Origin of the sequence: Methylorubrum sp. Q1, assembly GCF_004683995.1 — a bacterium.
Lineage (GTDB): Bacteria > Pseudomonadota > Alphaproteobacteria > Rhizobiales > Beijerinckiaceae > Methylobacterium.
The window spans coordinates 22,375-47,590 of record NZ_SRHQ01000008.1; the positions used below are offsets into that span (position 1 = coordinate 22,375).

Genomic DNA, 25,216 nt, shown 5'->3' on the forward strand with positions numbered 1-25,216 from the left:
GTCGCGCTGCGGCTCTGCCCATCAAACGCGCAAATCGGGATCTGCCAAGGGACTTTCGGGACGGCACGACATGGCACGGGCGCGACGACGCCCTGGGGTTCAGGCCGCCCGGAGCGTTCCGACGAAGTCGCGGACGGTCTCGGCAAGGGCGTCGCATTCCCCCGCCAGACGCTCGGAGGCGTCGAGGCCGGCGGCCGCAGCCGCGCCGGTGAGGTCGGCGGAACGGGCGAGGCCGTCGAGGTTCTCGGAGACCGCGCCCGTCCGCCGGGCCGTCCGTTCGGCGTTGCCGGCGATGGCGCTGGTCGCCGCCCCCTGCCCTTCCACCGCCGCGGCGACCGAGCGGGTGATGGTGCCGAGCTCCTCGATCGTTCCTCCGATCCGGCCGATCGCCGCGACCGCCTGCCCCGTCTGGTCCTGGATCGCGAGGACCTGCGCCTCGATCTCCTGCGTCGCGCGGGCGGTGCGGGCGGCGAGCGCCTTCACTTCGCCCGCCACCACACCGAACCCCCGCCCGGCCGCGCCGGCGCGCGAGGCTTCGATGGTCGCGTTGAGCGCGAGCAGGTTGGTCTGCTCGGCGATGGTGCCGATGAGAAGCACGATCTGGTTGATGCGCTGCGCCGCCTCGGCCAACGCACGCACGGTCTCGTCGGTCTGTCCCGCTTCCCGTGTCGCCCGGCCTGCCACCTCGGCAGCGTGCGTCATGTGGCTCCCGATCTCGCGCACGGTGGCCGAAAGCGCACCGGCTGCAGCCGCGACGCCCTGCACGTCGGCAGCGGTCTCCTGCGAGGCGGTGGACAAATCCGTCGTGCGGCGGGCGGCATCGCCCGCCGCGGCCGAAAGATCCTGCGAAGCGTGCCGCACCCGGTTGGCGGATTCGGCCGCTTCCCGGACGAGGCGGTTCACGCTGCTCTCGAAACGCTCTGCCAGTTCGCCGGCCGTGCGGCGGCGCTCGGCGCGGGCCTCCGCTTCGGCCACGCCCTGGCGGTTATGGGCTTCCGTCTCGGCGGCACGTGCGGCGTCGGCGGCGGCGAGCGAGCGCGCCGAGACCGAGAACAGGGATGCGAGTTGCACGCTGAGCCAGACGAGGACGGCGGTCTCGAGCACGACGATCACCGCGTGGAGCACCACCCGGCCGAAATCGGCACCGCCCGGATAGACCGCCGCCGGTAGGAGGAGATTCAGTCCGAGATGATGCAAGGCCGTTGCCCCGGCCGCGGTGAGCAGCACGCGCCAGTCGCAATAGGCCGACAGCACCGCCAGGACGGCGAAGAAGTACATATGAAGGTCGAGCTGCCAGGAATGGCCCGCCGCCGCACCGAGCAACAGCGCCACCATGCCGACCATCGCCACCGACACGGTGAGACGCGTGGCGAGCCCGTTGCCGTTCAACCGCCATGTAGCGGTCGCCGCCGCAGCAAGGCCGAACGCCATCAGCCCCTGGGCCGCGATCGGGTTTCCGAGGGCGGCGGCCACGGCGACGTTAAACGGCACGTGCAGCCAGAGCAGGGCGACGAGGCCGCGGCTCGCGGCGCGGCGCAGGCTGTCGAGATCACGCGGGCGGGATTCGGTCATGGTCGTGGATCTCTGGGTGTTGGTTCTTGGAAGCGCGGCGTTTCGGGATGGGTGCAGAGGCCGAAGCCTCGCGGGTCGAACAGGATGAGGGCCCCGGCCGCCCGCAGGCGCTCGGCGAAGCCCGGCGCGGAGGACCGGGTGACGACGAGTCCCGGCAGGCGACCGAGGCCCAGCACGGCGCCACCCGCCGCCACCGCGGCGCCGAGGCTGCGGCTCGGATCCCACCAAGGCGGAAACAGGGCGGCGACCGGCCGGCCCGGCTCCGCCATCGGCGCTCCGAGCCACGCGGAGCCGATCAGGCTCGCCAGCAAGAGGGCGACGGGCGGCAGCCAGCTTCGAGCGGAGCCCGATGTAGACGGCTGAGTTCGGATCCCTTCCACTGCCATCGACTTGGCGCCACGGTACAAATTCGAACGATCGACAACCCAACATTGTTGATGAATGTTAAGTTCGGATTACGCCCGCGGCGGCGGACGCTCGAACGGGCGCAAGTGTCTTTCACAAAACTTCCGCCGCGCCGTCATCGTCAGAACGAGAACGGTCAGAGGCCGGGAGTTTTGTGCGGCACTCTAACGCTCTACTGACCGCACCGGTCAGGCTCGACAGTTCCGCCCGAGCGGCCCGATCGCAGCCTAAAGCATCGTCTTTGCGAAAGCCGGCAAGCACCCCTCGGGATGACGCTTGAGACGCCGGGGGCGGCGATGGTGATCCGGTCGTTCAAGCGAAGGCTCTCCGTTCCGTGCGTCCGGGTTCTGGCTTGAGACGCCCCGAGCACGAGAGGGCGAGGGTCAGGGCGGCATCGACGGCCATCGCTCGATCGCCTCGTGCCCGGACGGCGTCAGCGCGTAGACGCCGTGGCCGGTGCGCTCGAACCAGCCGTAGACGTTGCGGCGGAGGATGGCGGCGGCCGTCGGGACGGCGCTCGTCAGGTCGCGCGGGCGCAGCGGCCCGGGCGCCAGGGCGCGGGCGCAAAGGAGGGCCTGCTGGCGATAGGCGGTCATCACCGGCGCGCGCGAACCACCGCCGGCCACGGGGTCGCCCTGTCGGCGGCGATGCTCGTCCAGAAGGCGCGAGCGCCGCTTGGGGTCACGCCGGGGCATCGGCGCTCCGGGGCCGAGAAGCACGTGGACGCCGTCGTCGGCACCGACGCCGAGAAGGCCGAAGCCGAGGCGCCGGCACAGGTTGCGGAAGCGCGCATCGGCCTCCCGCCCCTTGCCGCGCACCGACAGGCGCGCCGCCAGCCACACCTCGTCGCAGGCACCGGCCCGGTCCACGGCCTGCAGCACGAGTTCCAGGTTGAAGCTCTGCTTCAGCTCGCACACCACCAGCACCGGCGGCTCGCCCTCGCGCACGCCCAGGAGGTCGCAGCCGCCGATCTCGCCCTTCACGGCAAAGCCGAGGGTTTCGAGGAAGCCCTTCACCGGCGCGTAGAGCGCCGTTTCCGGCGGGCGGGCGGACGCGCTCATGGCCGCGGCGACCGGCAAGCGCGGGAGGCCGTGCGGATGGGGCGGAACGGATGGATCATCGGGCGACACGCGCGGGGCAGATAGCACCCGAAGCTCGCGACCTCCACCGCGCGAGGCGTCGTCCCGCTCCCCGTCAGGCCGGGTCGCGCCGCACCTGCGCCCTGATCCAGCCGACGAAGGCCTGGACGATCGGCTCCGAGGCGCGCCCGTCGGGCACACGATGAGGATGTCGTCGGCCGTGTCGGTCTCGGTGGCGGGCATTCGCCCCGGATCGGCACGAGCAACCCTTGCGCGATCTCACGCTCGATCAGATCGGCCGGCGCCGCCTCGCTGGTCAGAGCGAACGGGTCGAAGCGATGGCCCTGGAAGCCACTCTGACGATCGCGCGAAGGAAGGCAGCTTGTCGGCGCCGTCCCCCAGCCCCGGCGCCCTGCGTCGCGGGACTTTTTCCGCGGCCCGGCCGTCCTGTCATGAAGGGCTCGGGGAGCAGGCACGCGCTTTCTTCAGTTGATCCCAGCCGGGCCGGAGCGGCATTCTCTCGCGGTACCTCCGGCGGACGACACGGCGACCGAGGACGAAAGTGAATCGATGAGCAGCACCACCCTCGTTCCCTTCGCCGAAGCCGCCGTCTTCACACTCGGCTGCGCACTGATCGCGAGCCGCCGGTTCGAACCGCAGCGGGTCGGTGCAGTGCTGGGGCTCGCCACCATCACTCTGGCGGTGCTGCTGGTCGTCCTGGCGCTCCCCGGCAGCCCGCAGGCGACGCTCGCCGACCCCGACGGCGTCCGCAATTTCCTGAACTGAGTTCACGTCAGGCCGCGCCCGCCGGCAGGCTCAGGGTCACGGCGAGCCCTGGAGCATTGTCGGCAAGCTCAAGGCTTCCGCCATGCAGCCGGGCAACGGCGGCGACGAGGCTGAGACCGAGGCCGAAGCCAGGGCGTGTGCGGGCGGCGTCCAGGCGCACGAAGCGGTCGAGCACCCGCTCGCGCTCAGCTTCCGGGATGCCGGGGCCGCGATCCGCCACCCGGAGTCGGACGACGCCGTCGGCACGCACGGCGCTGACCGTGATCTCCTGCGGGCCGGATGCATCGGAGCGGGCACCGTACTTGATGGCGTTGTCGAGGAGGTTGGCGATTGCCTGCCCGACCAACTCGCGGTTGCCGTCGAGGATCAGGTCCGGCTCGATATCAACGGTCAGGCTCAGGCCCCTGTCCTCGGCCAGCGGCTCGTAGAGTTCGGCCACCTCCCGCGCGACCGCCCCGGCATCGAAGCGGCTCACGCTCTCGGGTGCGTTGCCGGCCTCCAGGCGGGCGATGGTCAGAAGCGCGTTGAACACCCGGATCAGCCCGTCGCTGTCCTCGATCACGCCCTCCATCGCCGTGCGCAGGGCCTCCGGCGTCTCGGCGGTGCGCAGGGCCTCGTCGGCGCGGTTGCGCAATCGGGTCAGCGGCGTCTTGAGGTCGTGGGCGATGTTGTCGGAGACTTCCCGCATGCCGCGCATCAGCTCGCCGATGCGCTCCAGCATCAGGTTGAGGTTCTGGGCGAGGCGGTCCAGTTCGTCCCCGGCGCCGCCGACCCGCAGGCGCCCGTCGAGATCGCCCGCCATGATGGTGCGGGTCGTCTCGGTCATGTCGTCGACGCGCTTCAGCACGCGGCTCGCGACGAACCAGCCGCCGAGCACGCCGAGCAGCACGACGAGGGCCAGCGAGGAGCCGAAGGTGTTGCCGATCGCCGCGCGTAGGCGGTCGCGCTCCTCGGTGTCGCGGCCGACGACGAGGCGGAAGCCTCCGGCGAGGTTGAAGACCCGCATGATCGCGCGATGCTCGCTCGGGTCCGCATCGGAGCCGCGCCCGTAATAGCTCTCGTACTGGCCGGACCGGGCGAGGATGTCGGCCGGCAGGCGGCTCACGTTGCCAACGATGTGCTCGCCCGCGGGCGTGGTCACGAGGTAGAGCGAGGCGCCGGGCTCCTTGGCGCGCCGTTCCACCACGGCGATGAGGCGGCGCAGCCCGCCCGCGGTGTATTGCTCGGACAGCCCGTTGATCTCGGCATCGATGGTCGAGAGGATCTGGTCATCGAGCACCCGCCGCGCGTTCCAGGCGACGTAGCCGAGCCCGAGCGAGGCCAACACCGCGAACAGCACGAGATAGGCGAGCGACAGCTTGAACGCCGTCGTGCGGAAGATCTTCCCGAGGCGCGCGATGAGGCCATCCGGCGGCGGCGATGCGGCGGACGGCGTCACGGGAGAAGCGGCTCGTCCGCCCGGATGACATAGCCCGCGCCGCGCACCGTGTGGATCATCGGATGCTCGAAGCCGCGGTCGATCTTGGCGCGCAGGCGCGAGACGTGGACATCGATGACGTTGGTCTGGGGGTCGAAATGGTAGTCCCAGACATGCTCCAGCAGCATCGTCCGCGTCACCACCTGCCCGGCATGGCGCATGAGGTACTCCAGCAGCCGGAACTCGCGGGGCTGCAGCACGATCTCGCGGCCCGCCCGCGTCACCCGATGCGAGAGCCGGTCGAGTTCGAGGTCGCCGACCCGGTAGGCGGTGGCCTCGCTCTGGCCGGTCGCGGCCGTGCGGCGGCGGGCCAGCACCTCGGTGCGGGCCAGAAGCTCGGAGAAGGCGTAGGGTTTCGGGAGATAGTCGTCGCCCCCGGCCCGCAGGCCCTTCACCCGGTCGTCCACTTGGCCCAGCGCCGAGAGGATGAGGACGGGCGTGGCGATCTCCTGCTCGCGCAGGGAGCGCACCAGCGAGAGCCCATCGAGCTTCGGCAACATGCGATCGACGATCAGCACGTCGTAATCGCCCTCGCGGGCGAGCGCATAGCCGTCGAGGCCGTCGCCCGCATGGTCCACCGCGTGCCCGGCTTCCCGGAACGCTTTGACCAGATAGGCGGCGGCCTCGCGGTCGTCCTCGATGATGAGCAGGCGCATGACGCCTGTCAGATACGCTTCGCCGCTCAGGAGCGCGAGGCGTTCACCGACAATTCCGGCTTGTGGTTGAGGGTTTGGAACACGACGCAGTAGCGCTCGGTCAGCTTCAGGAGCTGGTCGAGCTTCTCCTGGGGAGCGTCGGTGTCGAGGTCGAACTTGAGGCGGATCGCGCGGAAGCCCACCGGCGCTTCCTTGTCGACGCCCAGCGTGCCGCGGAAGTCGAGGTCACCCTCGGCGCTGACCGTACCGGCCTTGAGCGGGATTTCGAGTGCGGTCGCCACCGCCTTCACCGTCACGCCCGCGCAGGCGACGAGCGCTTCGAGCAGCATGTCGCCGGAGCAGAGTTCGGCGCCCGAACCGCCGGTGGCGGGGTGCAGGCCGGCCACTGCCAGCGCGCGGCCGGTCTCGACCTTGCAGGCGATGCTGGTGTCGTCCAGCGAGCCCTTCGCCTTGAGGGTGATGACGGCGGAATCCGGCGTCTCACGGTACTTGTTCTTGAGCGGGGCCTGAAGAGCGCGCAGGGCGTCGGCGTCCATGGATTTCCTCCTGTTTTCTTGGTGGCGTGTTTTCTTGGTGTCGCGGATTTAGCGGCTTTCGCACCGCCGCGACACCTCAGAACGAGCTTCCGCCGGCGAGTTCCGGTGCACGGGAGGCGTCGCGCGGGCGCAGCGAATGATCGAGGGCGGAGAGGATCGTGCGGGTCGCCGCCTCGCTCGTCGGCGACGCCGGGTCGCGCGGCCGGCGCATCGGCAGGGCCACCGTGTCGTCGAGGCGGCCGGGGCGTGGGCGCATGACGATGGCGCGGTCGGCGAGCGCCACCGCCTCGGCGACGTCGTGGGTAACGATCAGCACCGTCGGCCGCACCTCCTCCCACAGGGCGAGGAGATGGCGGTGAAGATCCTTGCGGGTGAAGGCATCGAGCGCCGAGAACGGCTCGTCGAGAAGCAGCACCCGCGGGTTGGCCACGAAGGCGCGAGCGATCGAGACGCGCTGCTGCTGCCCGCCCGACAATTCGCGGGGCCAGCGCCCGGCCTGTTCGGCGAGGCCGACCCGCTCCAGGGCGTGGGCGACGCGCTCCCGCCGCTCGCGCCTCGGCCGATGCTCGATGCCGAAGCCGACATTCTCAGCGACCGTCAGCCACGGCAGCAGGCGCGGCTCCTGGAACACGAGACCGACGCCGGGATGGGGCCCAGTGATCGGCTCACCGTCGAGGGCGATGTGGCCCGCGCTCGGCCGGTCGAGCCCGGCGATGAGGCGCAGCAGCGTCGTCTTCCCGCAGCCGGAGCCGCCGATCAGCGCGACGATCTCCGCTTTGGGCATCTGAAGGTCGATGCCGTCGAGGGCGCGGGTGCCGTCAGCGTAGGTCTTGGACAGGCTCTGAATGCTCAGCATGGCGGCCTCACAGCGTCTCCCGCGCCGTATCCTGCCAGCGCACCAGCGGGCTGGTCAGGGCGACGAGCCCGGCATCGGCGGCCTTGCCGACCACGGCGAAGCTGATGATCGCGGCCAGGATCTGGTCGGGCTTGCTGAATTGCTGGCCGTCGAGAAGCAGGTAGCCGAGCCCCTCGGAGGCGCCCATCAGTTCGGCGGCGACCACGAACAGGAAGCCGAGGCCGAGCCCGGTGCGGAGCGCCGTCAACGTCGCCGGCAGCACGGCCGGCAGGAGGATGCGCCGGGCGAGCGCGACCCGCGAGAGGCGGAAGATGCGGCCCACCTCGATCAGTTTGCGATCGACCGAGGCGATGGCGCCGGCCACACCGATGTAGACGGGAAAAAAAACGCCGACCGCGATCAGGGCGACCTTCGGCGTCTCGAGAATGCCGAACCACAGGATGAACAGCGGCACCCAGGCGAGCGAGGGTACGGCGCGCAGGGCCTGAAGGCTCGGATCGACCAGCCAGCGCAAGGTCGGCAGCGTCGCGGTGAGCGTGCCCGCGAGGATGCCGGCGCCCGCCCCGAAGGCGAAGCCGAGACCGACACGGATCAGGGTCGCCTCGACATGGGTCCAGAGTTCGCCCGAGGCGGCGAGCGTCCAGAGCGCGGCACCGACCCGGCTCGGCGGCGGGAGCAGGCGCCCGGAAGCGAGCCCGGCGGCGACGGCCGCCTCCCAGCCGAGCGCCAGGACGAGCGGCAGCAGCAGGCCGAGCGCCAGCCGCGCTCCGCTCCCCAGAAGAGCGGAGCGCCGCGCAGGAACCGCCTTCGGCTCCGTGTCGTCGGAAAGAACGGTGGTGACGCTCATGCCAGGGTGCCGCGCCGGATCTGCATCGTGGTCTCGAAAATACTCGGCTGGGTCGGCCGTTCAGCGCCGCGCATCGGTCGCCGCGTGCAGCGCGAGCCCCGCCAGCACCGTCCCCATGAACCAGCGTTGCGCGAGGAGCCAGAGGGGCTGCCCCTTCAGGAACGCAGCGACGGACCCGGCGAACAGGACGATCGCCGCGTTCACCGTGAGACTCACGGCGATCTGGACGAGGCCGAGCGCAAGGGTTTGCGTCAGCACCCCACCCGCTACCGGATCGATGAATTGCGGCAGCAACGACAGGTACATCACCGCGATCTTGGGGTTCAGCACATTCGTCAGAAAGCCCATGGCGAAAAGCCGCCCCGCCCCGTCCGGCGGCAGCGGGCGCGTGTCGAAGGGCGAGCGTCCGCCGGGCCGAACGGCCTGCCACGCGAGAAAGAACAGATAGGCCGCGCCGGCCAGGCGCAGGGCATCGTAGGCGAAGGGCACCGCCATGAGGAGGGCGGTGATGCCGAAGGCCGCGCAGAGCAGGTAGACGACGAAGCCCGCCGCGACACCCGTCAGCGACACCAGCCCGGCCGCTCGTCCCTGCACAACGGTGCGCGAGATGAGGTAGGCCATGTTCGGGCCGGGCGTCAGCACCATCCCGAGGCTGACGAGAGCAAAGGCGGCGAGGGGCGCGGCGTCCGGCATCGGCAGGCTCAGCGGGCCGGGGCCGGGGCCGGGGCCGGGTTGAACTGCGGATCGATCAGACCGTCCACCGCCGCCGCCACGTCGGTGGAGGCGGGGATGACGCCCGCCTGCTGCAGGGCAAGGCCGGCGGCGCGGATGCTGTCGGCCTGGGCCGAACCGACGGCCGGCTGGCTCAGATCCGTGCGCTCGATCTGCTTGGCGATGACCGCTTCGGGCAGCTTGGTGGCCGAGACGAGCGCGCTCTTCAAGGCATCCGGGTTGGCGAGGGCGTAGGCACGGGCCTGCTCGTAGGCGGCGATGACGACCCGCACGAGATCAGGATGCGCCTTGGCGAAATCCTCGCGCACGTCGAGCACGCCCCAGGTGTTGGCGGCGGCGTCGCGGTGGAACAGCACGTCGCCGCTCTCGATCTCGGCGGCGGCCATCATCGGGTCGAGACCGGCCCAGGCATCGACGTCGCCGCGGTCGAGCGCCGTGCGGCCGTCGGCGTGCTGGAGCAGGACGAGCCGGGCGTCCTTCTCGGTGAGCCCGGCACCCTGGAGCGCGCGGATCAGGAAGATGTGCGGATCGGTGCCGCGGGTGACGGCGATGCGCTTGCCCTTGAGGTCGGCGGGCCCTGCAATCCCCGTGTCCTTGCGGGTGACGAGCGCGGTCCATTCCGGCCGGGAATAGGCGTAGACGACCTTGATCGGGTTGCCGTTGATGCGTGCCAGGAGTGCGGCCGCCCCGGCCGAGGAGCCGAAATCGATGGCGCCGCCGTTCAGGAATTCCAGCGCCTTGTTGGAGCCGAGCGACTGGACCCAGCGCACCTTGATGCCGCGGGCCTTCAGCGCCTCTTCCAGAAAGCCCTTCTCCTTCAGGACGAGGCTGACCGGATTGTAGGTCGCCCAGTCGAGCCGGATCTCGGACACTTCGGCAGCCCGCAGGTTCGAACCCATCGTGAGGAGGCCGAACAATCCGGCGCATGCGGAGAGGACGGTGCGGCGTCGAATCATGCGGCTGTCTCCCATGTCGGCCCGGCTTGTTGCCGGATCCGCCTGATGGCTAGAACAGTCACGTTCGTTTCGTCAAACGAAAAATCCGCAAAACAGAACGGCTGAGTTGCACGCAACCGACCGATGCCGCCGCCGGCTTTACATGCTAACGGGACGGCCATGTTCGACCCCGTTCCCGTCCTGGAAAAGATCGTCGCCTCCCTGGACCGCGACGCCCGCGAACCGACCAAGCTGCGAGGGCTCCTCGTGCCCGAGCTGCGCAAGGTGATCGAGACCGGGCACGCGGATGCCGAGCGGCTTCTCCTGAGAGAGCGCGACGGCCTCGCCTGCGCGCAACGTCTGAGCCGCCTCACCGACGCGGTGGTGCGGGCGATCTACGACGCCGTGGTCTGGCGCCTCTATCCCAACGACAACCCGTCCACCGGCGAGCAACTCGCGATCGTCGCCACCGGCGGCTATGGCCGGGGTACGATGGCGCCGGGCTCGGACATCGATCTGCTGTTCCTGCTGCCCTACAAGCAGACCGCATGGTCCGAGAGCGTCGTCGAGGCGATGCTCTACGTGCTGTGGGACCTCAAGCTGAAGGTCGGCCATGCGACGCGCTCCGTGGAGGAATGCCTGCGCGAGGGCCGCGCCGACATGACGATCCGCACCGCGCTGCTGGAATCCCGCTTCCTGTTCGGCTCGCGCGCGCTGTTCGAGGAGATGGTCACCCGCTTCGATACCGAACTGGTGATCGGGTCGGCCTCCGAGTTCGTGGACGCCAAGCTGCGCGAGCGCGACGCCCGCGTCGCCAAGGCAGGCGCCTCGCGCTATCTCGTCGAGCCCAACGTCAAGGACGGCAAGGGCGGCCTGCGCGACCTCAACACCCTGTTCTGGATCGCGAAGTACACGTACCGGGTGCGGGATCAGGCCGAGCTGGTCCATGCCGGGCTGTTCACGCCGGACGAGTACCGTCTGTTCGAGCGCTGCGAGGAATTCCTGTGGCGGGTGCGTTGCCACATCCACTTCGTGACCGGGCGGCCGGAGGAGCGTCTGTCGTTCGGGCTGCAGCCCAAGATCGCCGAACGGCTCGGCTTCGGCTCCCGCGGCGGCCTCTCGGGCGTCGAGCGCTTCATGAAGGCGTATTTCCTCATCGCCAAGGATGTCGGCGACCTCACCGCCATCGTCTGCGCCGAGCTGGAGGCGCGTCACGCCAAGCGCACGCCGGTGCTCGACCGCTGGATCGGCCGCTTCCGCGACCGCTTCCGCGCGACCTCGATCGAGGCGGAGGATTTCTGGATCGACAACGGCCGGGTCAACATCCGCGGCGAGGACACGTTCGAGCGCGATCCGGTCAACCTGATCCGTCTGTTCTGGCTCGCCGACCGGCACAACCTCCCGATCCATCCGGACGCGGCGCGGCTGGCCAACCGCTCGCTCAAGCTCATCACCCACGCGGTGCGCATCGACCCGGAGGCCAACCGGCTCTTCCTCGACATCCTGACATCGAAGAACGCTCCGGAGACGATCCTGCGATCGATGAACGAGGCGGGCGTCCTCGGTCGGTTCATCCCGGAATTCGGCCGCATCGTCGCGATGATGCAGTTCAACATGTACCACCACTACACGGTGGACGAGCATCTGCTGCGCTCGCTCGGCGTGCTCGCGGCGATCGATTCGGGACGGGTGCGCGACGAGCATCCGCTCGCCTCGCGGCTCATCGATACGATCCACAACCGCCGCGCCCTCTATGTCGCGATCTTGCTCCACGACATCGCCAAGGGCCGGCCCGAGGACCATTCGATCGCCGGCGCGGCCATCGCCCGCAAGCTCGGGCCGCGCTTCGGATTGAGCCAGGCGGAGACCGAGACGGTCTCGTGGCTGGTCGAGCACCACCTGCTCATGTCGATGACGGCGCAGAGCCGCGACCTCTCCGACCGCAGGACGATCGAGAAGTTCGCAAGCGAGGTGCAGAGCCTGGAGCGGCTGAAGCTGCTCGCGATCCTCACCGTCGCCGACATCAAGGCGGTCGGCCCCGGCGTGTGGACGGCCTGGAAAGGCACGCTGCTGCGTACCCTCTACGACGAGACCGAAGTCGTCCTGTCCGGCGGCCACTCGGAGATCGCTCGCACCGACCGGGTGCGGCTGATCCAGATGGCCCTGCGCGAGCAGCTCTCCGACTGGAACTCCGAGCTGTTCGACGCCTATGCCGCGCGCCACAACCAAGCCTACTGGCTCAAGGTGGACTCGACGCGCCACTTCAAGAACGCCCGCTTCCTGCGCACGGTGATGGAGGAGGGCCGCACCAGCGCCACGACCTACGAGACCGATCCGGTTCGGGGCGTGACCGAGCTGACGGTCTATTCCCCCGATCATCCGCGGCTGCTCGCCATCATCACGGGCGCCTGCGCGACCATGGGCGGCAACATCGTCGATGCGCAGATCTTCACGACGACCGACGGCTTCGCCCTCGACTCGATCTTCATCTCCCGCGCCTTCGAGCGGGACGAGGACGAGCTGCGCCGCGCCGGCCGCATCGCCACGGCGATCGAGCGGGCGCTGAAGGGCGAGATCAAGATCGCCGAACTCGTGGCCGACAAGCACCCGAAGCAGCCGCCCAAGACCTTCCTCGTCCCGCCGGACGTGTCGATCGACAACGCCCTGTCGAGCCGCGAGACGGTGGTGGAGATTACCGGCCTCGACCGGCCGGGCCTGCTCTACGAGCTGACGACGGGGCTCAACCGCCTGAGCCTCAACATCACCTCGGCGCATGTGGCGACCTTCGGCGAGCGGGCGGTGGACGTGTTCTACGTGACCGACCTCACCGGCACCCGCGTGATGCAGCCCGACCGCCTCTCCCTGATCCGCGCCGCGGTGATGGAGGTGTTCGCCAGCGACGTCGCCGCGCTCCGCGCGGAAGGGCTCGACGCCCTGGTCGATTCGCCGCCGCCGCGGGAACTCTGACCCATCCGTCGCGCAGTGCGCTTGATTTCGCGGTTTGCCCGAATGATATCAGCCTCATCCCGGAACACTTCGAGACCTGATCGATCGCACGATGATGGCTGACGACATGGAGAAGCAGGAGCGGCAAGACGGCGCGGAGGCGGAGGTTCGGCCGCAATCCGGTGCCTCGCATGCGGGCGCGGATGCCGAAGCGCTCGCCGCCGCGATCGCAGAGCGCGACGAGTTCAAGGATCGCCTGCTGCGCACGCTGGCCGAGATGGAGAACCTGCGCCGCAGGACCGAGCGCGAGGTCGCGGATGCCCGCACCTACGCGGTGACGAATTTCGCCCGCGACATGCTCAACACCGCCGACAACATCCGCCGCGCGCTCGAAAGCGTGCCGGAGGAGGCGCGCGCGGGTGCCGACGGCCCCTTCAAGGGGCTGATCGAGGGCATCGACCTGACGGATCGGGATCTCGCCAAGACGCTGGAACGCCACGGCGTGAAGGTGGTCGATCCCAAGGGCCAGCGCTTCGACCCGAACCGCCACCAGGCGATGTTCGAGGTGCCCAACACCGAGGTTCCCAACGGCACCGTCGTCCAGGTGGTGCAGACCGGCTACGTCATCGGCGACCGGACCCTGCGCCCGGCTCTGGTCGGCGTCTCCAAGGGCGGCCCGAAGCCCGAGGCCAACAGGGACAAGCCCGCCGACGCGGCGTAACGCTTCTCCTTCCGTCGAAGAAAAAAGGCCGGCACCCCTGTACCGGCCTTTTTCGTCGTGCGCCTTGGCTATTCCGCCGCTTGCCGCGTCGTCTCGCGGAACGGGTGGGCCGGATAGGTGCCGATGATGCGCAACTCCTTCGAGAAGTAGCGCAGCTCTTCGAGGGCCCGGCGCAAGCCGTCATCCTCGGGGTGGCCATCGACCTCGGCGTAGAACTGGGTCGCGGTGAACTGGCCCTCGACCATGTAGCTCTCGAGCTTCGACATGTTCACGCCGTTGGTCGCGAACCCGCCGAGCGCCTTGTAGAGCGCCGCCGGGATGTTGCGGACCCGGAAGATGAAGCTCGTCACCGTCGGGCCGTTGCCGGGCTCGCACTCGGCGGGCTCGGGCGAGAACACGACGAAACGCGTGGTGTTGTGCGCCTCGTCCTCGACGTCGCGCTCCAGGATGTCGAGGCCGTAGACCTCGGCCGCCATGGCCGGGGCGAGGGCCGCGCGGCTGGGATCGCGCGCTTCCGCCACCTCGCGGGCCGCGCCCGCCGTGTCGCCGGCCACCACCGCCTTGAGGCCGAGCCGCCGGATGATCCGGCGGCACTGCCCGAGCGCGTGGATGTGGCTGTGTACGCTCGTCAGCCGCTCTGCGCCCACGCCCGGCAGGGCCATGAGCTGGAAGTGGATCGGCAGGAAGTGCTCTGCGATGATGTGCAGCCGCGAGGTCGGAATCAGGTGATGGATGTCGGCGACCCGGCCGGCGATCGAATTCTCGATCGGGATCATCGCGAGGTTCGCCTTGCCCTCGTTCACCGCGGCGAAGGCGTCCTCGAAGGTGGCGCAGGGCAGAGCGGTCCAGCCGGGATAGGCCTGCGAGCAGATGATGTGCGAGTTGGCCCCGGGCTCGCCCTGGTAGGCAATGGTGCGGTCGGTCATCGGTGCTTCAGCAGGCTCAGTTCAGGCGGCGGATGGCGAGCAGCGTACGGGCGCGCTCGAGGTCGGCGGGGGTATCGACGCCGAGCGGAAGGTCTTCGACGATCATTGCGTCGATGCGCATGCCGGCCTCCAGCGCGCGCAACTGCTCCAGCTTCTCGCGTTGCTCCAACTCGCCCTGCGGCAGCGCGACGAAGCGCGCGAGCGCCTTCCGGCGATAGGCGTAGAGGCCGATATGGTGGAACAGCGGTCCATCGCCCCAGGGGGCACGGGCACGGGTGAAGGCGAGCGCGCGCAGGCGGTTGGGTCCCACCGTGTGGCCGATGATCTTGACCACGTTGGGGTCGTCCCTCTCCTCGGGCCGGTGGATCACCGCGCAGAGGGTGGCGATGTCGACCCGCGGGTCGGCGAGCGGCATCACGGATGTGGCGATGATCGCCGGGTCGATGGTCGGCAGGTCGCCCTGGACGTTGACGACGACGTCGTGGTTGCCGTCGGGATCGACGATCTCCAGCGCCTCCGCGAGACGATCCGAGCCGGAGGGGTGGTCGGGCCGGGTCATCACCGCCAGCCCGCCCTGCGCCTCGATCACCTCGGCGACCGCGTCGGTGTCGGTGGCAACCACCACGGGGCCGATGCCGGCTTCCACGGCACGGCGCCAGACATGCACGATCATCGGCACGCCCGCGATGTCGGCGAGCGGCTTCGACGGCAGCCGGGTCGCGGCGAGGCGGGCCGGAATCAGGATCAGGGGATCGGACATGGCCTCGGGCGGGTCGGACGAACTTCGGCGGAAGGGGTTCAGGCGCGCGGGAGCGCTCTAGCAGCGGCGGCCCGGCTTGTCATGACCGGGCGTTCCGCCCCCGCGGTGCGGCAGAGCTGCAACGAAGATGCCCGCTCGCTCGAAGCGTGTGACGAATAACGGTGTGCGACAGCGCGCAGCGCGCATGGCCCATTGTCAAGATCGGGCCCGAGCGGCTAATCACCCTTGAAATCCTCCAAAGTCCGGCGTCTGCCCGTCGGGCCCTCATCCGCCGGGTCCTGATCCCGCGCGCCGGAGCTGTCGAGCATGGATTCCTTCGAGCTGAACAAGGTTGCGGGCGCGGTCCTGGGTGCCCTCCTGTTCGCGGTCGGGTCGGGCTTCGTTGCGGAGCTGATCTATCATCCAAAGCCCGCCGGAAGCGCCGGCTATCCCCTGCCCGAGCCGGAGCCGAAGAGCGGCGGCGCCGCAGCGGAAGCGCCGAAGGCCGAGCCCATCGCCGTGCGGCTCGCAAGCGCCGATGCCGAGAAGGGCAAGGGCGGCACCAAAGCCTGCCAGGCCTGCCACAGCTTCGAGAAGGGCGGCCCCAACAAGGTCGGTCCCGACCTCTGGGAGATCGTTGAGCGCGAGAAGGCGCATGCCGCCGGCTTCGAGTACTCCGCCGCGCTCAAGGAGAAGGGCGGCACCTGGACCTACGAGGATCTCGACCACTTCCTCGAGAGCCCGAAGGGCTACGTGAAGGGCACCAAGATGGCGTTTGCCGGTATCGGCTCGCCGACGGACCGCGCCAACGTCATCGCCTATCTGCGCACGCTCGCCGACAGCCCGAAACCGCTGCCGGCCGCCGAGAAGAAGGCTGAAGCGGCGCCGGCGGGTGACAAGAAGGCCGAAGCCGAGAAGCCGGCCGAGACCAAGCCGGTGGACAGTGCGACGGGCGACAAGAGCAAGACGCCCGAGACCAACGCGCCACAGGGCAACACGCAATCGGGCGACGGCAAGGACACCGCCCGCCCGGTCCCGGCGCCGCAGGTCCAGCCTCAGCGCAACGAGGTCGCCCCGACGCAGGCACCCGAGGCCAAGCCTTCGGGGGACATCCCGACCAACGCGGAACCCGGCTCCGAGTCCACGCCGGCCACCGAGCCGCCGGCCAAGCCCGACCCCGACGCTCCCAAGCCGTAAGGCGGAGCGGCGGACCCGTTTTCGAGAAGGCCGGGCCCGCCAAGCCCGGCCTTTTTCATGTCCGGGCCCGTGGCCGCGCCGGCTGCGCGCTCGCGGCGGGTGGCGCCGGCCCCAGGCTCGTCCTAGAACGACGCCCGACTGACCTCTCACGGGATCGGGAGACCGCGCCAACGTGACGGAAAACGCCGTAATTGCCCGCCGCAGCTTCCTCGCCGGAGCGCTCGTCCTCCTGGGACTGCGGGGGCCCGCCTCCGCTCAGGAGCCCGCCGAATCCGCCTCGAAGGTCTCGGCGCGGGAGGCACCCGGCAAGGAATCCGGTCGTTGGCGCCACGCGCTGACCCTGCTCGGCGAACCGAAATACGGCCCGGACTTCCAGCATTTCGATTATGCCGACCCGAAGGCGCCGGTCGGCGGCATGGTGCGGCTCGGCTCGCAGGGCGGCTTCGACAACCTCAACTTCATCGTCAACGGCCTGAAGGGCGATCTCGAAGGCGGGATCACCCAGATCTACGACACGCTGATGGAGGATTCCGGCGACGAGCCGTTCTCCTCCTACGGCCTCCTCGCCGAGGGCGTGCGGATCGCGGAGGACGGCCAGTCGGTGACTTATCGCTTGCGGCCGAACGCACGCTGGCACGACGGCAAGCCGGTCACCGTCGAGGACGTGATCTGGTCCTTCGACACGCTGAAGGCCAACAGCCCGTTCTACGCCGCCTACTACCACACGGTGGCCAAGGCCGAGCCGGGGGCCGAGCGCGAAATCGTCTTCCGCTTCAGCGAGGCCGGCAACCGCGAACTCCCCCAGGTGCTGGGCCAGATGCAGGTGCTGCCCAAGCACTGGTGGACGGGCACCGACAAGAACGGCAAGCCACGCAGCGCCACCGAGACGACCCTGGAGATCCCGCTGGGCTCCGGCCCCTATCGGCTGACCAAGATCGATGCCGGCCGCTCGGCCGTCTACGAGCGCGTGGCCGATTACTGGGGCAAGGATCTGCCGGTGAACCGCGGCCGCAACAATTTCGGCACGGTCCGCTTTGAGTACTTTCGCGACGGCTCCGTACTGCTGGAGGCGCTGAAGGGCGACCTCTACGACTTCCGCAGCGAGAACATCGCGCGCAACTGGGCGACGGCCTACGACGACTTCCCCGCCGTGAAGGAAGGCCGCCTCATCAAGGAGGAGTTCCCCGGCCGCGGCACCGGCATCATGCAGGCCTTCGTGTTCAACCTGCGCCGGGACAAGTTCAAGGACGAGCGCGTGCGCCGCGCCTTCAACCTCGCCCTGAACTTCGAGGAGATGAATCGGCAGCTCTTCTACGGCCTGTACAGCCGGATCGATTCCTACTTCTACGGCTCGGACCTCGCCTCGTCCGGCCTGCCCGACGGGACGGAGAAGGCGATCCTTGAGAGCGTGAGGGACAAGCTGCCGGGCAGCGTCTTCACCGAGACCTACGCCAACCCCGTCAACGATACGCCCGAGGCCGCGCGGGCCAACCTGCGCAAGGCGGTGGGCTTGCTGCGCGAGGCCGGCTACGAGCTGAAGGGCGGCCGGATGGTCGCCAAGGCGACCGGCGAGCCACTGACGGTCGAGTTCCTCGAATTCCAGAACGTGTTCGAGCGGGTGATCCTGCCCTACGCCGCGCAGCTCAAGCTCATCGGCATCGAGTCCTCGATCCGCGTGATCGATCAGGCGCAGTACCAGAACCGCCTGCGCAGCTTCGATTTCGACATCACCACTTCGAACTGGCCGGAATCGCTCTCGCCCGGCAACGAGCAGCGCGAGTTCTGGGGTTCGGCAGCGGCCGACAAGCCGGGCTCGCGCAACATCGCGGGCATCAAGGATGCCGGCATCGACGCGCTGATCGAGAAGGTGATCTTCGCCCAGGATCGCGAGACGCTGGTCGCCGCCACGCATGCCCTCGACCGGGCGCTCCTCTCCCAAAACTTCGTCGTGCCGCAATGGTCCTCTGCCGCGACGCGGACGCTGCGCTGGAACCGCTTCGGCCGCCCGGCGGTGCTGCCGAAATACGGCGCCTCGGGCTTCCCGACGACGTGGTGGTACGACGAGGCGCTCGCCGCCAAGACGGGGGCCCCGCGATGAGCGCGGGCGCGACCCGCCGGAGCGTCGTCCTCGGCACGGGAGTGCTGGCGCTCGCGGGCGCCCTGCCCCGCCCGACCCGCGCCGAGGATGTCCGCAAGGCTCACGGTGGAACTCACGGCCTTTCGAGCTTCGGCGAGCTGAAATACGCGCCCGACTTCCCGAACTTCGACTACGTGAACCCGATGGCGCCGCGCGGCGGGCGCTTCGCGACCCATCTCGTCCAGACCTTCGGCAATCAGGCGTTCGACACCTTCGACACGCTCAACCCCTACGTCTTCCGCGGCAACGGCGCGGCCGGAATCAATTTCACCTTCGACAGCCTGATGGTGCGCGCGCTCGACGAGCCGGATGCGCTCTACGGCCTCGTCGCCCGCTCGGTCGAGATCAGCCCCGACGGCCTGACCTACCGCTTCGCGCTTCGCCCGCAGGTGCATTTTCACGACGGCTCGCCCCTGACCGCGCGGGACGCGGCCTTCTCCCTCACCATCCTCAAGGAAAAGGGCCACCCGACGATCGCGCAGGTGATCCGCGATGTCGCGGAGGCGATCGCCGAGGGCGACGAGACCCTGGTCGTCCGCTTCGCACCTAGCCGCAGCCGCGACCTGCCGCTGATCGTCGCCGGGCTGCCGATCTTCTCGGCCAAGTTCTTTGAGGGCCGCGACTTCGAGGCCCAGACCCTCAAGCCGCTGCTCGGCTCCGGCCCGTATCAGGTCGGGCGGATCGATATCGGCCGCTTCATCGAGCTGGAGCGGGTGACCGATTACTGGGCAGCGGACCTTCCGGTGATGGTCGGGCAGAACAACTTCGACCAGCTCCGCTACGAGTATTTTCGCGATCGGCAGGTCGCGTTCGAGGCGTTCAAGGGCGGCGCCTACACCTACCGCCAGGAATTCACCTCGCGGATCTGGGCGACGGGCTACGACTTCCCCGCCGCGCGCGAGGGCCGCGTGAAGCGCGAAACCCTGCCCGACACCGCGCCGGCCAACATCCAGGGCTGGTTCTTCAACACCCGCCGCGAGGTGTTCAAGGATCCGCGCGTGCGCGAGGCGGTCGGCCTGTGCTTCGACTTCCCCTGGACGAACCGCACGGCGATGTTCGGCTCCTACGAGCGCACGGTCTCGTTCTTCCAGAAGACCGACCTGATGGCGACGGGCAAGCCCGCCGCGGAGGAGCTGGCCCTGCTCGAACCCTTCAGCGGGCAGGTGCCGGCCGAGGTCTTCGGCGAAGCCTGGACGCCGCCGGTTCCGGACGGTTCGGGCCAGGACCGGGCGTTGCTCGCCCGCGCGGTGGCCTTGCTGAAGGAGGCGGGCTGCACCCGCGAGGGCGGCGCCTTGCGGCTGCCGAGCGGCACGCCGATCGAGTTCGAATTCCTCGATTCGGATTCCGTCTGGGAGCCGATCGTCCAGCCCTTCATCCGCAATCTCGGGCTGATCGGCATCAAGGCACGCCAGCGCGCGGTCGATGCCGCGCAGTATCAGGCGCGGGTGCGCGACTTCGACTTCGACATCACCTCTCGCGCGGCCTCGGGCGACGCGACGCCGGGACCGGAGCTGCGCGAGGCCTACGGCTCGCGCGCGGCGGCGATCCCCGGCTCCAACAACCTCGCCGGCATCACCGATCCGGTGATCGACGCACTGCTCGACCGGATCGCCAACGCGGATTCGCGCGCGAGCCTCACCGTGGCCTGCCGCGCGCTCGACCGCGTGCTGCGGGCAGGGCGCTACTGGATTCCGATGTGGTACTCGCCCGAGTACCGCCTCGCCCTGTGGGACATGTTCGGCCGCCCGGCGAAGCTACCGACCTACGGGCTCGGCGTGCCGGGCCTGTGGTGGTACGACGAGGCCAGGGCGCGCCGGATCGGCCGGGGCTGAGAGTGCCTCACGAAACGCCCGGTCACCGTCGGCTTTCGCCCTGGCGACGAAAGCGCGGCGGGAGTTTCGTGAGAGACGCTGAGGATTTTCCATGCTCGCCTACATCCTGCGCCGCATCGCGCTGATGATCCCGACGATCTTCGGGATCATGCTCATCACCTTCGCCATCATCCAGTTCGCCCCCGGCGGCCCGGTGGAGCGGGTGCTGGCGCAGCTCCAGGGCCAGCAGGAAGGCTCGCTCTCGCGCATCACCGGCGGCCAGGGTGACCTCGGCGGCGGCGCAGCCCGCAGCGGCGGCGAGAGTTCGAAGTACCGCGGCGCGCAGGGGCTCGACCCGGCCTTCATCAAGAAGCTCGAGGCGCAGTTCGGCTTCGACAAGCCGGCCTACGAACGCTTCGGTAAGATGCTCTGGGACTATCTCCGTTTCGATTTCGGCCGCAGCTACTTCCGTGACGTCTCGGTGCTGGATCTGATCAAGGAGAAGCTCCCGGTCTCGATCTCCCTCGGTCTGTGGATGACGCTGATCTCCTACGCGATCTCGATTCCGCTCGGCATCCGCAAGGCGGTGGCCGACGGCTCGCGCTTCGATGTCTGGACCTCGGCGGTCGTCATCGTCGGCTACGCGATCCCGAGCTTCCTGTTCGGCATCCTCCTCGTGATCCTGTTCGCGGGCGGCTCGTTCCTCCAGATCTTCCCGCTGCGCGGCCTCACCTCCGAGAATTTCGAGTCCCTGAGCCTCTGGGGCAAGGCTCTGGACTATGCGTGGCACCTCGTGCTGCCGCTCTCCGCCCTGGTTCTCGGCGCCTTCGCCACCTCGACCCTGCTGACCAAGAACTCGTTCCTCGACGAGATCCGCAAGCAATACGTCGTCACCGCCCGCATGAAAGGCGTGAGCGAGCGGCGCGTCCTCTACGGCCACGTCTTCCGCAACGCGATGCTGATCGTCATCGCGGGCTTTCCCGGTGCCTTCATCACCGCTTTCTTCACCGGCTCGCTGCTGATCGAGACGATCTTTTCGCTGGACGGCCTTGGGCTCCTGTCCTTCTCCTCCATCGTCGGCCGCGACTATCCGGTGGTGTTCGCCACGCTCTACATCTTCTCCCTGCTCGGTCTGGCAGTGAATCTACTCTCCGACCTCACATACACCTGGATCGATCCGCGCATCGACTTCTCGGCTCGGGGCGCCTGACGCTCACCTCTGTTTGCCGACTGCGCAGCCGGCTGCTATCGGCGCGCATTCGCCGCCGGACGCCGCCCGTGACCGCCCTCCCCCTCGTCATCCGCCCCGAGCATCCGGACGACGCCGCGGCGATCGAGCGGCTGCATGCCCGCGCCTTCGGCCCCGGCCGCTTCGCCCGCACCGCCTACCGCCTGCGCGAGGGCGTCGCGCCCCTGCCCGATCTCTGCCTGACGGCGCTCGTCGGCACCTATCTCGTCGGCTCGGTGCGGATCGGCCCGGCCGAGGCGCAAGGCGGATCGCTCCTCGTGCTCGGGCCGCTCACCGTCGATCCGAGCTTTTCCGATCGCGGCATCGGCACGAGCCTGATGCAGGCGAGCCTTGATGCCGCCCGCGCCGCCGGACACGGCCTCGTCGTCCTCGTCGGCGACGCACCCTATTACCGCCGCTTCGGCTTCCTGCCGGTGCCCGCGGGCCGGCTCGCTCTGCCGGGGCCGGTCGATCCCGGGCGCTTCCTCTGGCTGGAACTCAAGGACGGGGCGAGCGCCGGCCTCTCCGGCCCAATCCGGCCGAAACGCCGATAGCGGGCTTCATGCGGGCGCCTCCGCGCAGCGTTCCACGGTCGAGGCACCGCTTGACCGTGAGAGATCAGGATCGGACACCGGGGCAAACGCCGAGATAACGGGAAACGCCCGCCGTGCCGAGCACCGACGACCGCCAGCCGCCGCCCCGCTTCAACGCGGCCCGCTCTTGCCTCGCGGAGAATGCCCGGCTGCGCGGCAGCAAGACGGCGCTCGTCATGGTGGGCGACGGCGGCACGGTCAGCCGCCTCACCTATGCGCAAGCCGACCGGGCGGTGCGCGGCATTGCGGCGGGGCTGCTCGGCCTCGGGCTGAAGGCTGGCGACCGGGTGATGATCCGCATGGGCAACGAGGCCGACTACGTGCTGGTCTATTTCGGTGCGCTCGCCGCCGGCCTCGTCGCCCTCCCCTCCTCGCCGCAACTGACGGCCGACGAAGCCGCCTTCCTGATGGAGAATGCCGGCGTCGCCGCCGTGGTGACCGGTCAAGGCCTTTCGGATTCCAGCGGTGCCGCGGACTGTCTCCGGCTCGACACCGAGACGATCGCGGCGATGAAGGCCGGCGAGCCGCTCGCCGACTATGCCGATACCGCCGCCGACGATCCGGCGACCCTCGTCTACACCTCCGGCACCACGAGCCGTCCCAAGGGCGTGCTCCACGCTCACCGCGCCATCTGGGGCCGCCGGCCGATGCACGCGCATTGGCTCGGCCTCACCGAAGCCGACGTGATGCTGCATGCCGGCACCATGAACTGGACCTACACGCTCGGCGTCGGCATCACCGACCCCTGGGCCTGCGGCGCCACGACGGTGCTCTATCACGGCCCACGCGACCGTGGGATCTGGCCCCGCCTGATCGCCGAGCAGGGCGCGACGATCTTCGCGGCGGTGCCGAGCGTCTACCGCCAGATCCTGAAATACGCCGACCTCTCCCAGCATGACCTGTCCCGCCTGCGCCACGGCGTCACCGCGGGCGAGGCCCTGTCGGCCGACCTCCTCGACGCCTGGACGGAGGCCACGGGCAAGCCGCTCTACGAGGCGCTCGGCATGAGCGAGATCTCGACCTACGTGTCGAGCGGCCCGACCATCCCCGTTCGCCCCGGTTCGCCCGGCCGGCCACAACCGGGACGCCGCGTCGCGATCCTGCCCGCCGATGGACCGCCCGAACCGTTGCCGCCGGGCGAGACCGGCCTGCTGGCGATCCACCGTTCCGACCCCGGCCTGATGCTCGGCTACTGGCAGCGACCGGAGGAAGAGGCGGCAGTGATGCACGGCGCGTGGTTTGCCGGCGGCGACCTCGCGAGCCTCGACACCGACGGCTATCTCTGGTTCCACGGGCGCAACGACGACTTGTTGAACGCCATGGGCTACCGCGTCTCGCCCGTCGAGGTGGAAGGCGTGCTGGCGGGCCATCCCGACATCGCCGAGGTCGGCGTGACGGAGCTTTCCGTCCGCGTGGACCTCCGGGTCATTGCCGCCTTCGTGGTTCTGCGCCCCGGCGCCGAGCCCGACGCGGAGGGACTGATGGCGTGGTGCGGCGAACGTCTGGCTGCCTACAAGGCACCGCGCGCGGTCCGCTTCGTCGAGGCGCTGCCCCGCACCGCCAACGGCAAGGTTCAACGCAAGCGGCTGGCGGAGGCTGTCGCATAGCCGCGCTTGTTCGCGCCGAATCGCGCCGGTACAGCGAAGGCCCCGCGCGCTTCGAGACCCATGGCCCCGCTCCCGATCTCCGTCTTCATCATCGTCAAGAACGAGGCCGACCGCCTCGGTGCGACCCTCGCGGCGGTGCGCGCATTGGCCGACGACATCGTGGTGGTCGATTCCGGCTCGACCGACGGCACCCAGGCGCTCGCCGCCTCGCTCGGCGCCCGCGTGATTCACAACGACTGGCCGGGCTACGGCCGGCAGAAGCGCTTCGCGGAAGAGCAGTGCCGCCACGACTGGGTGCTCAACCTCGATGCCGACGAAGTGGTGCCGCCCGACCTCGCCGAGGCGATCCGCGCCGTCTTCGCCCAAGGCGCGCCGACGCACGCCGCATGGACCATCGCCATCGCCGAGGTTTTCCCGGGCGAGACACGCCCCCACCCCTGGGCCTACGTGCTGACCCCGGTGCGGCTCTACCGGCGCGACCTGAGCACCTACTCCACTTCACCGGTCCACGACCGGGTCGTGCTCGGCCCCGGCGTCACCACCGGGCGGATCAAAGGACGCATCCACCATTTCTCGGTGCGCTCGCTGGGCGACCAGCTCGCCAAACTGAACCGCTATTCGGACCAGCAGGCCGACGACCTCGACGCCCGCGGCGTCACGATCCCGGCCTGGCGCCTCTACGTCGAGCTGCCCGGCAACTTCCTGAAGGCCTATTTCGGCCGACGCCACTTCGTGCGCGGCGCCTACGGCTTCCTCACGGCCATGAACTACGCGATCTCGCGCCACCTGCGCGTCGCCAAGCATTACGAGCGCCGTGTCACAACCCCGCGCCGACCGGGTTGACCCGTCCCGCCGGAGCTTCTACAGCCAAGCGCAGTGGAGACGTGGCCGAGAGGCTGAAGGCACTCGTTTGCTAAATGAGCATACCCCTAATAAGGGTATCGAGGGTTCGAATCCCTCCGTCTCCGCCACCCGCCCATATGGGCTTCGGCATTCAAAAAATTTATACGGCTCAAGGGGTAGGATACCACATCCGCCCCTACATCGAGCCCTACAACGATGCGGCAGTTCCCGCACCTGAAGCGAAATCACCGGTCCGGGAACTGGGTGTATTTTCGACGCTTCCCTGTCGCGGCGCAGGCAACGACCGGCCAAACTTTTTTCGAGAGATCGCTGCGGACCGCAGATAAACGTAGGCTCTTCGAGCCTTGGAACGCGGCGCACTGCGAATTCGAAACGATAGTCGCAAAGGCCGCACTCTCACCGGGAGCTATCGACGCCTCACCGTCTCGTCGTTCCCGTCCTCTGCTCAATGAGCTTTGGGAGGTTCCGAGATGGGACGGAAATCTCGAATCGACGAAGCTCCCTTTGGCTCTGCAAATCGAACGCGTGAGAGAGGCCGTAGCCAACTCGGGCACACGGCAACGTTA

General features: G+C 69.2%; 22 protein-coding genes and 1 tRNA gene. 11 read left to right on the forward strand and 12 right to left on the reverse strand.

From position 1 onward, the window contains the following. Nucleotides 1-99: 99 nt before the first annotated feature. The 3 genes from E4V01_RS09525 to E4V01_RS09530 all read right to left on the reverse strand — a co-directional run bounded on the left by E4V01_RS09525 (nt 100) and on the right by E4V01_RS09530 (nt 3,038). Entirely contained in the window at nt 100-1,572 is a 1,473-nt protein-coding gene (locus E4V01_RS09525) for a methyl-accepting chemotaxis protein (protein ID WP_060768269.1), read from the reverse strand. Then, nucleotides 1,569-1,841 (reverse strand): hypothetical protein, encoded by a 273-nt coding sequence (locus tag E4V01_RS25650; RefSeq protein WP_193763178.1) that lies wholly within the window; start codon nt 1,839-1,841, stop codon nt 1,569-1,571. Before E4V01_RS25650 ends, E4V01_RS09525 begins: the two co-directional genes overlap by 4 nt. 519 nt (nt 1,842-2,360) lie before the next feature. After that, nucleotides 2,361-3,038, reverse strand: a complete 678-nt coding sequence (locus E4V01_RS09530) for a DUF2161 domain-containing phosphodiesterase (RefSeq protein WP_193763179.1) — start codon at nt 3,036-3,038, stop codon at nt 2,361-2,363. A 588-nt stretch (nt 3,039-3,626) separates the two neighbouring features. Here E4V01_RS09530 and E4V01_RS09535 point away from each other — a divergent pair. Then, complete coding sequence (locus E4V01_RS09535; protein ID WP_060768271.1) at nt 3,627-3,842, forward strand: hypothetical protein; 216 nt, start codon at nt 3,627-3,629, stop codon at nt 3,840-3,842. A gap of 7 nt (nt 3,843-3,849) precedes the next feature. Here the strand turns inward: E4V01_RS09535 and E4V01_RS09540 are convergent, their stop codons facing one another. From E4V01_RS09540 to E4V01_RS09570, 7 genes are all read right to left on the reverse strand, one after another. Further along, nucleotides 3,850-5,280 carry a HAMP domain-containing sensor histidine kinase gene (locus E4V01_RS09540; RefSeq protein ID WP_135298190.1) on the reverse strand — a complete coding sequence of 477 codons (1,431 nt, stop codon included), beginning with the start codon at nt 5,278-5,280 and terminating at the stop codon, nt 3,850-3,852. Then, nucleotides 5,277-5,975 carry a response regulator transcription factor gene (locus E4V01_RS09545; protein ID WP_060768273.1) on the reverse strand — a complete coding sequence of 233 codons (699 nt, stop codon included), beginning with the start codon at nt 5,973-5,975 and terminating at the stop codon, nt 5,277-5,279. Before E4V01_RS09545 ends, E4V01_RS09540 begins: the two co-directional genes overlap by 4 nt. Before the next feature lie 26 nt (nt 5,976-6,001). After that, nucleotides 6,002-6,511, reverse strand: coding sequence for an OsmC family protein (locus tag E4V01_RS09550; protein WP_056458380.1), 510 nt, complete (start codon nt 6,509-6,511; stop codon nt 6,002-6,004). A gap of 76 nt (nt 6,512-6,587) precedes the next feature. Continuing rightward, a complete protein-coding gene (locus E4V01_RS09555) occupies nt 6,588-7,367 on the reverse strand; it encodes an ABC transporter ATP-binding protein (protein ID WP_135298191.1) in 780 nt (259 codons plus the stop codon). 7 nt (nt 7,368-7,374) lie between these two features. After that, nucleotides 7,375-8,214: an ABC transporter permease gene (locus tag E4V01_RS09560; RefSeq protein ID WP_135298192.1), complete on the reverse strand. Its 840-nt coding sequence runs from the start codon at nt 8,212-8,214 to the stop codon at nt 7,375-7,377. A 60-nt stretch (nt 8,215-8,274) separates the two neighbouring features. Next, entirely contained in the window at nt 8,275-8,907 is a 633-nt protein-coding gene (locus E4V01_RS09565; RefSeq protein WP_135298193.1) for a LysE family translocator, read from the reverse strand. Between the two features lie 8 nt (nt 8,908-8,915). Beyond that, entirely contained in the window at nt 8,916-9,902 is a 987-nt protein-coding gene (locus tag E4V01_RS09570; RefSeq protein ID WP_135298194.1) for an aliphatic sulfonate ABC transporter substrate-binding protein, read from the reverse strand. 159 nt (nt 9,903-10,061) lie between these two features. Here E4V01_RS09570 and E4V01_RS09575 point away from each other — a divergent pair, with 159 nt between their 5' ends. Together E4V01_RS09575 and grpE are read left to right on the forward strand one after the other, a co-directional pair. Beyond that, complete coding sequence (locus E4V01_RS09575; protein ID WP_135298195.1) at nt 10,062-12,848, forward strand: [protein-PII] uridylyltransferase; 2,787 nt, start codon at nt 10,062-10,064, stop codon at nt 12,846-12,848. A gap of 91 nt (nt 12,849-12,939) precedes the next feature. Next, nucleotides 12,940-13,548 (forward strand): nucleotide exchange factor GrpE, encoded by a 609-nt coding sequence (gene grpE / locus E4V01_RS09580; protein ID WP_135298196.1) that lies wholly within the window; start codon nt 12,940-12,942, stop codon nt 13,546-13,548. A 68-nt stretch (nt 13,549-13,616) separates the two neighbouring features. On the opposite strand, the gene E4V01_RS09585 is transcribed toward grpE, so the two are convergent. Both E4V01_RS09585 and E4V01_RS09590 read right to left on the reverse strand, forming a co-directional pair. Beyond that, on the reverse strand, nt 13,617-14,474 hold the full coding sequence (locus tag E4V01_RS09585; protein ID WP_056202167.1) for a prephenate dehydratase: 858 nt from the start codon (nt 14,472-14,474) through the stop codon (nt 13,617-13,619). 16 nt (nt 14,475-14,490) lie between these two features. Next, nucleotides 14,491-15,234: a 3-deoxy-manno-octulosonate cytidylyltransferase gene (locus E4V01_RS09590; RefSeq protein WP_135298197.1), complete on the reverse strand. Its 744-nt coding sequence runs from the start codon at nt 15,232-15,234 to the stop codon at nt 14,491-14,493. A 306-nt stretch (nt 15,235-15,540) separates the two neighbouring features. On the opposite strand from E4V01_RS09590, the gene E4V01_RS09595 reads away from it, so the two are divergent. From E4V01_RS09595 to E4V01_RS09630, 8 genes are all read left to right on the forward strand, one after another. After that, nucleotides 15,541-16,410 (forward strand): cytochrome c family protein, encoded by an 870-nt coding sequence (locus E4V01_RS09595; RefSeq protein ID WP_135298198.1) that lies wholly within the window; start codon nt 15,541-15,543, stop codon nt 16,408-16,410. Nucleotides 16,411-16,582: 172 nt separating this feature from the next. Further along, nucleotides 16,583-18,508, forward strand: coding sequence for an extracellular solute-binding protein (locus E4V01_RS09600; RefSeq protein WP_135298199.1), 1,926 nt, complete (start codon nt 16,583-16,585; stop codon nt 18,506-18,508). Beyond that, the gene (locus E4V01_RS09605; RefSeq protein ID WP_135298200.1) at nt 18,505-20,379 is read left to right on the forward strand and encodes an extracellular solute-binding protein; all 1,875 of its coding nucleotides are present in this window, start codon (nt 18,505-18,507) and stop codon (nt 20,377-20,379) included. Before E4V01_RS09600 ends, E4V01_RS09605 begins: the two co-directional genes overlap by 4 nt. A 91-nt stretch (nt 20,380-20,470) precedes the next feature. Next, nucleotides 20,471-21,568 (forward strand): microcin C ABC transporter permease YejB, encoded by a 1,098-nt coding sequence (locus tag E4V01_RS09610; RefSeq protein ID WP_060768283.1) that lies wholly within the window; start codon nt 20,471-20,473, stop codon nt 21,566-21,568. 68 nt (nt 21,569-21,636) lie between these two features. Beyond that, on the forward strand, nt 21,637-22,140 hold the full coding sequence (locus E4V01_RS09615) for a GNAT family N-acetyltransferase (RefSeq protein ID WP_135298201.1): 504 nt from the start codon (nt 21,637-21,639) through the stop codon (nt 22,138-22,140). A gap of 113 nt (nt 22,141-22,253) precedes the next feature. Beyond that, nucleotides 22,254-23,786, forward strand: coding sequence for a class I adenylate-forming enzyme family protein (locus E4V01_RS09620; protein WP_135298202.1), 1,533 nt, complete (start codon nt 22,254-22,256; stop codon nt 23,784-23,786). 60 nt (nt 23,787-23,846) lie between these two features. Beyond that, a complete protein-coding gene (locus E4V01_RS09625; RefSeq protein WP_135298203.1) occupies nt 23,847-24,629 on the forward strand; it encodes a glycosyltransferase family 2 protein in 783 nt (260 codons plus the stop codon). Nucleotides 24,630-24,664: 35 nt separating this feature from the next. Beyond that, nucleotides 24,665-24,757, forward strand: a tRNA-Ser gene (locus E4V01_RS09630). The last annotated feature ends 459 nt before the right edge of the window (nt 24,758-25,216 follow it).